Raw genomic sequence first — 13,831 nt, forward strand, 5'->3', positions numbered from 1 at the left:
GTCGCCAGCAACGCCTGCGCCTCGATCGGATCACCCAGCCGCGTACCCGTCCCGTGCGCCTCCACCACGTCCACATCCACCACCGACAGACCGGCATCCGCGAGGGCCGAGCGGATGACCTGCTCCTGCGCCGGACCGCTGGGCGCGGCCAGGCCGTTGCTGGCTCCGTCCTGGTTGATCGCGGAACCGCGCACCACCGCCAGCACCTCGTGCCCGTGCCGCCGGGCGTCCGACAACCGCTCCAGCAGCAGCACCCCCACGCCCTCGGCCCACCCTGTGCCGTCGGCCGCGTCGGAGAAGGCCTTGCAGCGGCCGTCCGGCGCCAGTCCCCGCTGCCGGCTGAACTCCACGAACAGTCCGGGGCTCGACATCACCGTCACTCCGCCGGCCAGCGCCAGGTCGCAGTCGCCCTGGCGCAGCGCCCTGGCGGCCAGGTGCAAGGCCACCAGGGAGGACGAGCAGGCGGTGTCCACCGTGACGGCGGGCCCGGCCAGACCGTAGGTGTAGGCGACCCGGCCGGAGAGCACACTGGTGAAGTTGCCGGTGAGCAGGTAGCCGCCGGCGGTGTCGTCCGCCTCGTGCAGCCGGGGGCCGTAGTCCTGGCCGATGGCGCCCAGGTAGACGCCGGTGTTGCTGCCGTGCAGGTCCGCCGTGCGCACGCCCGCCCGTTCCAGGGTCTCCCACACGGTCTCCAGGACCAGCCGCTGCTGGGGGTCCATGCCGAGGGCCTCGCGCGGGCTGATGCCGAAGAACTCCGCGTCGAACAGGTCGGCGTCGTACAGGAACCCGCCCTGCCGGGTGTAGGACTTCCCGGGCTGTCCGGGGTCACCGTCGAAAAGGTTGTCCAGGGGCCAGCCGCGGTTGCCGGGGAAGTCCGAGACCACGTCCTTCTCGTCCATGACGAGCCGCCACAGGTCGTCGGGGCTGTTCGCTCCGCCGGGAAAGCGGCAGGCCATGGAGACGATGACCACCGGGTCATCGGTGCCGGCGGCGCGTCGGGCGGCAGGCGCGGTGTGCGTGTCCGCACCGGTGAGCCGGTCGGCGATGTGGCCGGCCAGCCGCCGCGGGGTGGGGTGGTCGAACAGCACGGTCACCGGCAGGCGCAGGCCGGTGGCGGCGACCAGCCGGTTGCGCAGTTCGACCGCCATGACCGAGTCGAGGCCCAGGCCGCGGAAGGCGGCGGTGGCCTCCACGTCGGAGCCCGCGCCGAGGCCGAGCGCCAGGGCGGTCTCGGCGCGGATCAGTTCCAGCATCCGGTGGGCGGTCTCCTCCCGGTCCGCGCCGTCCGGCCGCCCGGCCGGGGCGGGGGTGGGCAGGGGCCGGCCGGGCTCGTCGCGGGGTACGTCGGCGGGGGCGGTGCCGGGCCCGTAGGCGGGGCGCCAGTCCACGGGGAGACCGGCGGTGTGCAGGCGGCCCAGCGACGTCAGGAAGCGGGTGGCACCGTCCTGGTTGCGGCGCAGGGTCTCCGACACCACGGCGGGTGACGCGACGTCGTCCAGGGTCTGCTGGAGAGCCATGGTGAGGACCGGATGGGGGCTGACCTCGACGAAGGCGTCGTGGTCGGCGAGTTTGCGGACGACCGGGTCCAGTTGGACGGTGCCGCGCAGGTTGGCGTACCAGTAGTCGGCGTCCAGGCCGGAGGTGTCCAGGACCGTGCCGGTCACGGTGGAGTGGAAGGGCACGCTCGAAGCGCCGGGGCGCACGGGCGCCAGCCCTTCGAGGATCTCCTCGCGCAAGGCCTCGACGAGCGGGGAGTGGGCGGCCACGTTGACCGGAATGCGCTTGGCGTCGCCCCCGTCGGCGGCGAGCTCCTCCAGCAGCCGGTCGACGGCCTCGCGGTCCGCGGAGAGCACGACCGATGCCGGGCCGTTGACGGCGGCGACGGCGACGCGGCCGCCCCAGGCGGCCAGCCTGGGCTCCAGCTCGGTCACGGCCGCGGAGACGGAGAGCATGCCGCCCTGACCGGCCAGGCGCGCCTGGGCCTTGCTCCACAGCGAGACGATGCGCGCGCCGTCCTCCAGGCTCAGGGCGCCCGCGACGACCGCGGCGGCGATCTCGCCGTTGCTGTGCCCGACGACGGCCGAGGGGCGCACGCCGAACGAGGCCCACAGGTCCGACAGAGCCACCATCGAGGCGAACAGCGCCGGCTGGACGACGTCGTCCCGGTCCAGGGGGGCGGCGCCGGGGGCACCGCGCAGCACGTCGTGCAGGGACCAGTCGACGAAGGGCGCGAGGGCGTCGGCACAGGCGTCGACGGAGGCCCGGAACACGTCGGAGGTCTCCAGGAGTCCGGCGGCCATGCCGGCCCACTGGGAGCCCTGGCCGGGGAAGACGAACACGGTCCGCTCGCGGGACTCGGCGACCGCGTCGATCCGGGTGGCGCTGCGTCCTCCTTCGGCGAGCGTCCGCAGTTCGGCGTCGAGCCGCTCGGGTGTGTCGGCCAGGACGACGGACCGGAACGGTCCCTCTGCATCGGTGCCGGTCAGGGCCAGTCCGAGGGCGGGCAGCGGCGGGCGGTGCACCTCGAGGTGGGCGCGCAGCCGCGCTGCCCGCTCCCCCACCGCGGCACGATCGGCGCCGGACAGCGGCACCGGCACCGTCGGGCCGCGGAAGGCCGGGGCGGCCACCGGCGCGGTGAGGAAGGCCGTCACGTCCTCGCCGGTGCGCAGAGTGGCACGGACGCGGGAGCCGACGGCTTCGGCAAGGTCGGCCGGGCACAGCAGCAGGGCGGCACCGGTGGGTTCGTGGGCGTCGGGAGGGAGCAGGACCAGCACGGTGCGGACGGCGCCGGTGCCCAGGGTCGCGGCCGCGAGGTCCACGGCCTGCCCCACCCGGTCCCGGCCACCGGGCAGGGTGTGCACGGGGCCTCGCAGGGCGAGGTCGTCGGCGGTCTCCCGGGCGAGTGCCTGCCGGTCACCTCCCCCGCCGGCCAGGACGAGTCCCACCGGCTCGTCGAGGGCCCGTCCGGCGTCGGCGAGGGCCGCCCTGCCCAGACCGCTCAGGTGATGCCGCGACGCGGCCGGGCCTTCGGCGGCCGGGCGTTCCGCGTCCGCGGACGGTGCCGGCACGGTACGGGAGCGGCGGAGGGGCTCGGTGAAGGCCGTGCCGACGACGGTGAGCGGTGTCCAGGCGGACCCGGCCTCGGTGCGTGCGTGATCTGCGGACACGTGTTTCTCGCTTCGGGTCTGGGCACGTGCCTGGGGGCGGCACGTCCGGCTGGCGTGAGGAACGGCGGCGCTCGGCGGGGGTTACCAGTCGACGAGGAGGCGGGCCAGCCCGCGGGTCGCCAGACCGTCCTTCCAGATCACAGGGGTGTCGACGGCCGCGAACCGCAGCGTGGGGAAGCGTCGCAACAGCCGTTCGACGACCACGCGGACCTGGAGCCGGGCCAGCGGGGCCCCCAGGCAGCGGTGCACGCCGTGCCCGAAGGTCAGGTGGACCGCGTCATGGCCGGCCAGGGCGAGGGACTCCGGTTCGGCGAAGACCTTGGCGTCGCGGTTGCCGTGCAGCAGCGCGACCATGACGGCCTCGCCGGCCTGGACCGTGATGGTGCCCAGACGCACCGGCTGGAGGGCGACGCGGGGGAAGGCCAGGGGCGTGGCCGGGTTGACGCGCAGCAGTTCCTCCACGGCCGGCGCGATCGCGTCGGGCCGGGCGACGAGTTCGCGGTGCGTGTCGGGGTCCGACAGCAGCGACAGGACCGACAGGCCGAGCTGTCCGACGGTGGTCTCGTAGCCGGCCATCAGCAGGGTGAGGCCGAGGGTGAGCAGTTCGCTCATGGTGAGGTCGCCGCGGTCGTGGACGGCGATGAGGCTCGAGAGCAGGTCGTCCTGGGGTTGCCGCCGCTTGCGGCCCACCAGGTCCGTGATGTATTCGGCGAGTTCGATGCGCCGGCGCGCCTTCTCCCGTGGCTCGCTTGCGGAGATGTCGAAGAGGACCTCGACCCAGTCCCGGAAGCGGGCGCTGTCCTCGGGCGGGATGCCGAGCACCGAGCACAGTACGGTCAGCGGCAGCGGCGCGGCGAGGTGCTCGACGAGGTCGGCGCCCGGTCCGTGCGCGGCGATCGCGTCGAGGTGCCGGTCGGCGAGTTCCTCGACGAAGGGGCCCATGGCGGCGATCCGGCCGGTGGAGAAGGCACCGCTGACGATGCGGCGCAGCCGGGTGTGGCGGTCGCCGTCCATGCTCATCATCGAGTCGGGTGTGGGCTGGGCGTCGTTGAACTTCGGCGCCTCGGGCGCGAGGGCGCCGGCCCGGCTGAACCGCTTGTCGGTCAGCACCGTGCGCCCCAGCGCGTAGTCGCGCACCAGCCACATCTTGTCGCCGGCGGGTGTGACGATGCGGGTTACGTCTTCGGTGCCGTCCAGCAGAAAATCCGGAAGCGGTCCCAGCTGACCGGCCGTGCACTGACTCATTCGGGTCTCTCCCCCAGCTCGTCGGCGTCAGCCGCCCAGGACCCGGCGTCCGACCTCGTGGAGGAGGTCGGTCTGCCGGTTGAACGCGATGCGTACGTACTGTTCGCCGCGGGCGGGGTCGGCGAAGAAGGAGGCCCCGGGCACGATCAGCACCCCTGCCTCGTCGAGGAGTTCGAGGACGAACCGCCGGCCGTCGTGGCGGCCTGCGGTGAGGTTGGCGACGTCCGCGAACAGGAAGCAGCCGCCTTCCGCCGGGGCGAATTTCATGCCCTTGCGGGAGAAGATCTCCTGCGCCAGGTCCCGGCGGCCCTCCATCTCCCGGGCTGCGGTGTCCAGGTCGACGCTGAGGGCGGCCATGCCCACGGCGACCTGGAGGGGCGTGGCGGCACCGTTGGTGGTGACCTCGTGCACGCGCCGGAGCACCTCGGTGCGCTCGGCGTCGGCCCGCAGGAAGCCCAGGCGCCAGCCGCTGATGGCGTGGCTCTTGGAGAGGGAGCCGACCACGATGCTCCGCTCGGCGAGGCCGGGGACCTCCGTGACGGAGAGGTGGGGACGGCCGTCGAAGACGAAGGTGCTGTAGACCTCGTCGCAGATGACGGTGGCGTCCCAACGCTCGCACAGCGCCGCGATCTCGTCCAGCTCGGTGCGGTCCAGTACCCGTCCGGTGGGGTTGGCCGGTGAGTTGAGCAGGACGGCCCGGGTGCGGGGGCCGAAGGCGGCAGCCAGGTCGGCCGGGTCGCAACGCCAGGAGGGCGGCTGGCACGGCACGAAGCGGGGCACCGCCCCGGCGAGGGCGATCGCGGCCGTGAACTGCTCGTACCCGGGGTCGAGGAGAACGACCTCGTCACCGGGGTCGACGGTCGCGAGCAGGGCGACGCAGAGCGCCTCGGTGGCGCCGACGGTCACGGTCAGTTCGGTGGCCGGGTCGGCCGGTGTGGCGAGGGTCCGTGCGATCCGTTCGCGCAGCGGCAGGTCGCCGGAGGGGTGGTCGTACTGGTTGCGGCCGCTCCGCATGGCCTCGGCCGCGGCCTCGATGATCTCGGGGGCCGGCTCGGGATAGCCCGGGGTACCGACCGCCAGGTCGATGGCGCCACGTTCCCGCGCGAGCAGGAAGAGTTCTCCCAGGCTGTTTCCCCGCAGCAGCGCGGCCCTGGACGAGGTGCGGGGCCGGCGGGTAGTGGAATGCGCCATGTTCCCTTCTCCTGCACGCTGGTTCTTCACGAGGTCTGAATGCGCCCGGAACAATTCCGGAGCCGGGCGGAGGAATTTCATCGAATGGCCCGCAGGAAGAGGATGCGACACTCCTCCGAATTAACAGGCGGGGGTGCGGAACGGAGCCCTTGCACAAGACTTCCGCGTCATACCGGTCCGTGCTCCCGAATTCTGGTGAATCCGTCTCGGCCAGTCGTCGCTCGAGTGGATTTCCCCGCTCTCGAACATACCTCTCGAACGGCGGCCGGTGAACCGGGAAACAGCTTGTGCGGGGGCGGGGCGCTCGGCAGCCCGCCCCCGTCCCGCCGACAGGACGGCGGCTCCCACCCCCGGGGAGGGGGGAGGACCGAGTCAGTCGCGCAGTTCCAGGGTGCAGCACTTCACGCTGCCGCCGGCCTTGAGGAGTTCGCTCAGGTCGACGCCGACCGGCTCGTAGCCGCGCTCGCGCAGCCGGTCCGCGAGGCGCACGGCCTGACGCGGCATGAAGACCCGCCGGCCGTCCGAGAGGGCGTTGAGCCCGAAGACCTCCGCGTCCTCGGGCTCGGCGAGGACGGCGTCCGGGAACCGCTCGGCGAGGACCTGGCGGCTGCTGGCGGAGAACGCCTCCGGGTAGTACATGACCTCGCCGTCCCCGAGCACCGAAAGGGCCGTGTCCAGGTGGTAGAAGCGCGGGTTGACCAGCATCAGCGACACGACCTCGCGGCCGAAGAACTCACGCGCCTCGTCGTGGGCCCGGACGTCGCTGCGGAAGCCGGAGCCGGCCAGGATCACGTCCCCGGCGCACAGGAAGTCACCCTCGCCCTCGTTGACGTACCGGGCCTGCTCGACCTCGCTCCAGCCGCGCGAGCGGAACCAGTCGAGGTACTCCTGCGCCTCGTCGGCCCGCTGCTCGTGCCGGAACCGGGCGACGAGGACCTTGCCGTCGACGACGGTCGCGCCGTTGGCCGCGAACACCATGTCGGGCAGGCCGGCCACCGGTTCGATGAGCTGCACGTCGTGCCCGAGCGTGACGAACGTGTCGTGCAGTTGCTTCCACTGCTCGACGCCCACTTCGGCCGAACTGGGCTTGCCGGGCTCCATCCACGGGTTGATGGAGTAGGTGACGTCGAAGTACGTCGGACGGCACATGAGATAGCGCCGCGTGGTGGCCGCCTTGCCGCCGGGCACCGCCGTCTTTCCTTCTGACACGTTTACTCCTTCGGTTGGCCAGATTGTGTCTGGTCTCGGATGCCGACACCGCTTTCACGCGGGTGTCGGGTCGTCGAGGAAGCGTGTCCCGTCGACGGGACACGTCGGGCTGGAACGGGAGGCCCGCGCCAAGGGTTTCCTGACCGTTCGGACTTTGCCGTTCTGGCGCCGGAGCGACGATAGCCGGAATGGCGCACCGCATCGTAGTGTGCTCGACATCGAAATTCGCGAGTCCGCCGGTCGATGCGGTCCCGCAAAAGGACATCCCGGCCGCATTTCTTTCGAGCCGCTGTCGGGGAACCGTCCGACACCGTCTACAGAATCACTTTCGCACCCAGAAGGGAAAGCCGTGTCCTCTCCTCTTCCCGTGGAATTGCTCCCCGAGCAAGTGAGCGACCCCGTCGACGGCTACACCGCGCTGCGTCAGGAGGGCCCGCTGGTACGGGTCACGCTGCCGGGCACGCAGACGCCGGTGTGGTTCGCCTCGCGCTACGAGGATGTCAAGGCCTTGATGCACGACCCCCGTTTCGTACGGGATCACCGCAAGCTGCCCGGCACCAACATCCCCAACCTCGGCGAGGAGATGCTGGCCGCGTACGGCCTCCCGCTGGAGTACACGGAGTACCTGACGAGCCTGGTGGTCCTCGACGGCCCCGAGCACGCCCGGCTGCGCGGCAAGGTGGTCCGCGCGTTCGCCATGCGCCGCATCAACGCGCTCCGCCCGAGCATCGAGCGGCTCGCCGACGCCCTGGTGGGCGAACTGGCCGGGCGTGACCGATTCGACCTGATGGCCGACTTCGCCTATCCGCTGGCCAACAAGGCCGTCTGCGACCTGATCGGGGTCGACGAGGCGGACCAGGAGCAGATGTGCGACTGGATCCGCCAGTACGTCTCCGGGGAGAGCCCGGAGGAGATCGTCGCCGGTCTCGAAGGCGTCATCGGCTACACCAAGAACCTGATCAAGCGGCGCCGTGACTCACCCAACGGGGACCTCGTCTCCGGGATGATCGCCGACCCGGATCACACGACCGAGGCCGAGATGATCGCCATGATCTTCCTGCTGATCAACACGGGCCACACGCCTCCGGTGCTGTTCCTGAGCTCGGCGCTGCTGACGCTCATGGACCACCCCGACCAGCTGGCCCGGCTCAGGGCCGAGCCGGGGCTGCTGGGCAACGCGATCCAGGAACTGCTGCGGTACACCACGCCGGTGACGATCGGGGCGACCGCGTACGCCACGGAGGACCTCGAGTTCGCCGGTGTCGCCGTGCGCCGCGGCGAGGCGGTCACCTACGGGCTGCTCGCGGCGGACCATGATCCGGACCGTTTCGACGGGCCGGCCCGGCTGGACATCACCCGCACGCAGGGCTCGGGCGAACCGCACCTCGCCTTCGGCGGCGGTGCGCACTACTGCCTGGGCGCTGCGCTCGCCGTGATGCAGGCCGAGATCTCGCTGGACCGGCTGCTGCTGCGGCGTGACTCGCTGCGCCTGGCGGTGGGACGCGACGAGCTGGAGTACGCGTGCTGGCCGGGCGAGGGCAATCACCTCGTCCGGCTGCCCGTCCGTATCTGAACCACCCACCACGAAGGGCTCCCTGACATGACAGAGCAGAACGCACCGGTCGAGGACCGGATCCCGTTTCCCCGGCAGTGCCCGTTCTCCCCTCCCGAGGCCTATGACCGGCTGCGCCGGCAGGACCCGGTCGCGCGGGTCCGGCTGCCCAACAACGACGAGGTCTGGGCGCTGACCCGCTACGAGGACGTGCGGACCATGCTCGGCGACCCGAGGTTCAGTTCGGACAACCGGCACCCCGGCTACCCGCTGTTCAGCCTGGAGAAGCCGACCGAGCAGCCGATCCAGACGATGATCAACCTGGACCCGCCGGCGCACGGTGAGGTCCGCCGCAAGGTGATCACCGAGTACACCGCCAAACGCGTCAAGGAGCTGCGGCCCACCGTCCAGCGGATCGTCGACGAGCGGCTGGACGCCATCCTGGCCGGCCCGCAGCCTGCCGACCTGGTGGCAGAGCTGGCCGTGCAGGTGCCCGCGCTGGTGATGTGCGAACAACTCGGCGTCCCGCTCGGCGACCACCAGTTCTTCCTGTCCCAGAGCACGCGCCTGGTGAGCATCACCACGTCGGAGAGCGAGCGCGACGAGGCATTCGGCGCACTCGCCGGGTACTTGATGAACCTGATCGCGCAGAAGGAGGAGGAGCCCGGCGACGATCTGCTGAGCCGGCAGATAGCCAAGAGCCGGGAGAGCGGCGACTACGACCGCATGGCCCTGATGGGTCTGGCCTTCCTTCTGCTGGTGGCCGGCCACGAGACGTCCGCCAGCACCATCGCTCTCGGCATCGCGCTGCTGCTGCGCCACCCCGAGCACATGGACCGGGTCCGAACGGATCCCTCGCTGACGCCGGGGCTGGTCGAGGAGGTGCTGCGGTACTTCACGGTGTCGGAACTCGCCATGGTCCGGGTCGCGGCCGAGGACGTCGAGATCGGCGGGAAGACGATCGCCGCGGGCGAGGGGGTGGTGGGCTTCGGTCTCGCCGCCAACCACGACCCGTCGGTGTTCGAGGACCCCGGCGCGTTCGACATCGACCGGCCTGCCCGCAACCACCTCGCTTTCGGGCACGGCCCGCACCAGTGCCTCGGCCAGAGCCTGGCCCGGCTGGAATTCCAGGTGGTCTTCGACTCTCTGCTCGCCCGGATGCCCGGCCTGAAGGCGGCCGTGCCGCTGGAGGAGCTGCGCTTCAAGGGCGACCAGGGCGTGTACGGCCTGTCCGAACTGCCCGTCGTCTGGTGACGAACCGGTGAGAACGCCCCCGTCACGGGGGCACCGCACGCGAGCGGGGCGCGGCCGTGGCCGCGCCCCGCTCGCGTGCGGCCCGGCTATGCGCCGGCGAGCTTGCGGTTGATGATCCGTGCGATCTCGGCGGCGGGCCCGGGGTCGCACATCTGCGGGTGACCGGTCTCGATGTCGTACGAGTCGACGGTGCCGCCGATGTGGGGTGCCCAGTGCCCGGCGTCCCCGGCGTACAGGTCGTGCGGGTTCTGCGTGGCGTGGAAGAACACCGCGTCCCCGGCGTAGTGCGGGGAGGTGAATTTCTGGAGGATGGCCACGTGGTTCATGAGGGCGAGGGCCGAGTTCTCCAGGACGCGCCGGTACTCGTCCGCGCCCACCATGTGCCCGATGTAGTCCTCCAGGATGTGTTCGACGTCCTGCTGCGGGAGCATCTCGGCGTCGTCGAAGTAGTCGGCGGGCGCGCAGTCGAGTAGACCGAGCAGGCCCACCTCGTGACCGCGGCGGGCCAGTTCGGCGGCGACGGCGTGGGCCGCGGTGCCGCCGAAGGACCAGCCCAGGACGTGGTAGGGCCCCTCGGGCTGGATCTCCCGCATCCGCCGGATGCAGTCGTCGACCACGTCCTCGACCGTCTCGGGGGCCGCCTCGCCGCCGAACACCTGCGCCTGGAAGGCATACACCGGGCGGTCGGTGATGTGCGGGGCGAAGTTGAGGTACGACCAGCTCAGGCCGAAGCCGGGCTGGATGAACCAGAGGGGCTCGCGGTCGCCGCCGGAGCGGATGGTCAGCAGCCGGGCGTAGGGGTCCTCGAAGGCCGGGGCGCCGTCCTCGCCGAGCCGGACGGCCAGTTCGGCCACCGTCGGGTACTGGAACAGCGTCCGGATGGGCAGTTCGGTGCCCAGGGCGTGCCCGATCCGGCCGGTCAGCTGGGTGGCCAGCAGGGAGTGGCCGCCCAGGGCGAAGAAGTTGTCGTCGACGCCGACCCGGTCGAGGCCGAGCACCTCGGCGAACAGCCCGGCCAGCAGCCGCTCCTCGTCCGTCTCCGGCGCCCGGTAGGCCTCACCGGTGTAGGCCGGTACCGGGAGCGAGGAGCGGTCCAGTTTGCCGTTCGGCATCAGCGGCAGCCGGTCCAGCGGGACGACGACGGCCGGGACCATGTACGACGGCAGGCGCTCGGCCGCGTACCGGCGCAGTTCTCCCGCGTCCGGTGCGTGCCCGTCCACCTCGGGGACGACGTAAGCCAGGAGCTGGTCGCCTCGCGGGTGCACCACGGCCCGCCCCACGTCGGGGTGACCGACGAGCGCGGCCTCGATCTCACCCGGCTCGATCCGGAAGCCGCGGACCTTCACCTGCGCGTCGGCGCGCCCGGCGTACTCGAGCTGTCCGTCGGACGTCCACCGGGCGAGGTCGCCGGTGCGGTACATCCGCGCGCCGGCGGGCCCGAACGGGTCGGCGACGAAACGCTCGGCGGTCATGTCCGGCCGCCTGTGGTAGCCGCGTCCGACCAGCCCGCCGACGTACAGCTCACCGACGGCACCGGGCGGGGCCGGGGTGAGAGCGGGTCCGAGGACGTAGGCCCGCATGTTGCCCAGCGGGGCGCCGATGGGGGCGCTGTCGGCGCCGTCCCAGTCGTCGTCGGCGGCGAGGGTGTAGAGGCTGGCGTAGAAACTCTCGCTCTGTCCGTAGCCGTTGACGACGCGGGCTCCCGGCATGGTGCTGCGGATGCGTTCCACCAGGCTGCCGGGCAGTGCCTCGCCGGCGAGCACCACCGTGTCCGCGTGGACCTTCCCGGCGATGCGCTCCACGAGTTCGGCGAAGGCGGACGGCACGGCACTGATCACCCCGCCGGTCCAGCCGCCCCGCTCGCCCAGTTCGAGTACGTCGCGGACGATCTCGACGGTGCCTCCTGAGCACAGCGTGGTGAAGATCTCGAACACCGACACGTCGAAGTTGACCGACGTGCCCGCGAGCGTCCGGACGCCCGGCGGTACACCGAGGGCGGCCATGAGACCGGCCAGGCCGTTGGTGACGCCGCGGTGGGTGATCCCCACTCCCTTCGGGGTGCCGGAGGAGCCCGAGGTGTACATCACGTACGCCAGGTTGTCCGGGCGCGGCGCCTGCCGGGGAAGGGCCGGCGGGGCCGCGGACACCTCGAGCGCGTCCAGAAGGAGCGTCGGGGCCTGGCCCAGGGGCAGGTGCCGGGCGGTGCCGGTGTCGGTGAGGACGAGCAGCGGCCGGGCCTGCTCCAGCACCAGTTCCAGCCGGTGGCTGGGGTAGGCGGGGTCCAGGGGCAGATAGGCCGCTCCGGCCTTGAGGATGCCCAGCAGTGCCGCCACCAGGTCCGGTGTCCGCGGCAGGGCGAGACCCACCACGGACTCGGGACCGGCGCCCCGCCGGACCAGCTCGTCGGCCACCTCGTCGGCCCGGTCGCCGAGTTCGCGGTACGTCCATGCCGTCCCGCCGCATTCGACCGCCACGGCCTGCGGGGTCAGCGCCGCCTGCCGGTCGAACAGCTCGGGGACGGTGAGGTCCGGCACCTCGGCGGCAGTAGCCGTCAACTCCTCCAGCAGCCACGTGCGTTCGGACGTGCCGAGGGTGTCGATCGTGTCGACGGGACGGTCGGGGTCGGCCACCAGGGCCCGCAGGACACGCAGCAGCCGGTCGCCGATGCCAGTCACCGTCTCGTGCCGGAACAGCTCCGTACGGTAGTCCAGCCCCACCTGGAGGTGGGGTGCGGTCACAGCCATGACGGTCAGCGGGTAGTGCGTGCCGGAGAAGGGCCTGACGCCGGTGCACACCAGCCCGGCGGCGTCGCCCGCCTCGGCGATGCCGATGCGGTCCATCGGATAGGACTCGAAGACGACCAGGGTGTCGAACAGGGCCGGGAGCCCGGTGCGCTGCTGGATGTCGGTGAGCCCGTGGTGATGGTGGTCGAGCAGTGCCGTCTGTCGTTCCTGGAGCCGCCTCAGCAGGTCGCGTCCGCTCTCGCCGGTGGTGTGGCGGACCCGGACGGGCAGGGTGTTGATGAACATGCCGATCATGGAGTCGGCGCCGGGCACCTCGGGGGGCCGTCCGGAGACGGTGGCGCCGAAGAGCACGTCCTGCCGTCCGGTCAGCCGGCCGAGCACCAGGGCCCAGGCGCCCTGCACCAGGGTGTTGACGGTGACACCCAGTTCCCCGGCCCGGCGGGCCAGCTCCCGGGTCTCCTCGGCGCCGAGTGCGATCTCGACGTGCCCGAGCCCTGCGGTGGCGGCCTGCGGCATGTCGGGCATGGCCGGTTCGAGGAGGGTCGGTTCCTCGACCCCGTCGAGTTCCGCGGCCCAGGCGTCGGCGGCGGCGGCCCGGTCCTGCCGGGTCAGCCAGGTGAGGAAGTCCCGGTAACCGGCGACGGCGGGCAGCGCCGACTGCTCGCCCGAGGACGCGTAGAGCCGCAGCAGGTCCTGCATCAGCAGGGGGCCCGACCAGCCGTCGAAGAGGACGTGGTGCGCGGTCAGCACGAGTTCGCTGCGTTCGTCCGTGAGGTGGACGAGTGCCAGCCGCAGCAGGGGCGGGGCGGCCGGGTCGAAGTGGACGGTGTGGTCGCGGGCGAGGAAGGCCTCCAGCTCCGCTTCCCGCTCCGTTTCGGTGAGCCGGCGCAGGTCCAGTTCCTGCCAGGGCAGATCCACCTCGTCGAGCACCAGTTGGACCAGTCCGTCGGTGGCGGAGACGAACGCGGTGCGCAGGTTGGCGTGCCGGTCCAGCAGCGCCTGCCCCGCCTTGCGCATCCGCTCCCCGTCCACCCGCCCGGACAGATGGAAGACCAACTGCATCTGGTAGGCGTCCACGGCGGAGTCGTCGCCGTCGAGGAGGGTGTGGAAGAGCAGGCCCGACTGGAGCGGGGTGAGCGGCCAGGCGTCGGACAGGCTCGGGTAGCGCTCCTCCCACCGCTCGATCTCGCCCTGCCCGACGCTCACCAGCGGCAGGTCGGACGGGGTGAGCCCACCCGCGCCGGGCTGTGAGACATGAGTGGCCAGCGCGCCCAGCGCCTCCTGCCACAGCTCGGTCAGCTTGGTCACGTCCGTCTCGTCGAACACGCCCGGGGCGTAGGCGAACGTCGTCTCCAGGACCGGGCCGTCCGGGCCGTCGGTGACGTAGGCGCCGATCTCCAGGGGGGACAGGGCCGGCATGCCCGTGTCGAGCCCGGCCTCGATCTCGTCGAACTCACCGACCTGGGTCC

At 72.0% G+C, this 13,831-nt stretch carries 7 protein-coding genes; 2 read left to right on the forward strand and 5 right to left on the reverse strand.

Annotated features, from left to right (window positions below):
• The 4 genes from ABZY20_RS36920 to ddaH all read right to left on the reverse strand — a co-directional run.
• A partial coding sequence (locus ABZY20_RS36920; protein ID WP_356447874.1) for an acyltransferase domain-containing protein occupies positions 1–3,167 on the reverse strand: 3,167 nt, incomplete at its 3' end.
• An 81-nt stretch (positions 3,168–3,248) separates the two neighbouring features.
• Positions 3,249–4,412 carry a cytochrome P450 gene (locus ABZY20_RS36925; protein WP_356447876.1) on the reverse strand — a complete coding sequence of 388 codons (1,164 nt, stop codon included), beginning with the start codon at positions 4,410–4,412 and terminating at the stop codon, positions 3,249–3,251.
• A gap of 27 nt (positions 4,413–4,439) precedes the next feature.
• Positions 4,440–5,603 carry a pyridoxal phosphate-dependent aminotransferase gene (locus tag ABZY20_RS36930; protein WP_356447878.1) on the reverse strand — a complete coding sequence of 388 codons (1,164 nt, stop codon included), beginning with the start codon at positions 5,601–5,603 and terminating at the stop codon, positions 4,440–4,442.
• A 372-nt stretch (positions 5,604–5,975) separates the two neighbouring features.
• On the reverse strand, positions 5,976–6,812 hold the full coding sequence (gene ddaH / locus ABZY20_RS36935; RefSeq protein WP_356447880.1) for a dimethylargininase: 837 nt from the start codon (positions 6,810–6,812) through the stop codon (positions 5,976–5,978).
• A gap of 367 nt (positions 6,813–7,179) precedes the next feature.
• Here ddaH and ABZY20_RS36940 point away from each other — a divergent pair, with 367 nt between their 5' ends.
• Complete coding sequence (locus ABZY20_RS36940) at positions 7,180–8,385, forward strand: cytochrome P450 (RefSeq protein WP_356447882.1); 1,206 nt, start codon at positions 7,180–7,182, stop codon at positions 8,383–8,385.
• A 27-nt stretch (positions 8,386–8,412) separates the two neighbouring features.
• Positions 8,413–9,618: a cytochrome P450 gene (locus ABZY20_RS36945; RefSeq protein WP_356447884.1), complete on the forward strand. Its 1,206-nt coding sequence runs from the start codon at positions 8,413–8,415 to the stop codon at positions 9,616–9,618.
• A gap of 86 nt (positions 9,619–9,704) precedes the next feature.
• Here ABZY20_RS36945 and ABZY20_RS36950 read toward each other — a convergent pair.
• The coding region (locus ABZY20_RS36950) for an amino acid adenylation domain-containing protein (protein ID WP_356447886.1) at positions 9,705–13,831 on the reverse strand (4,127 nt) is incomplete at its 5' end.

The organism is Streptomyces sp. NPDC006624, assembly GCF_040611555.1.
Taxonomy (GTDB): Bacteria; Actinomycetota; Actinomycetes; order Streptomycetales; family Streptomycetaceae; genus Streptomyces.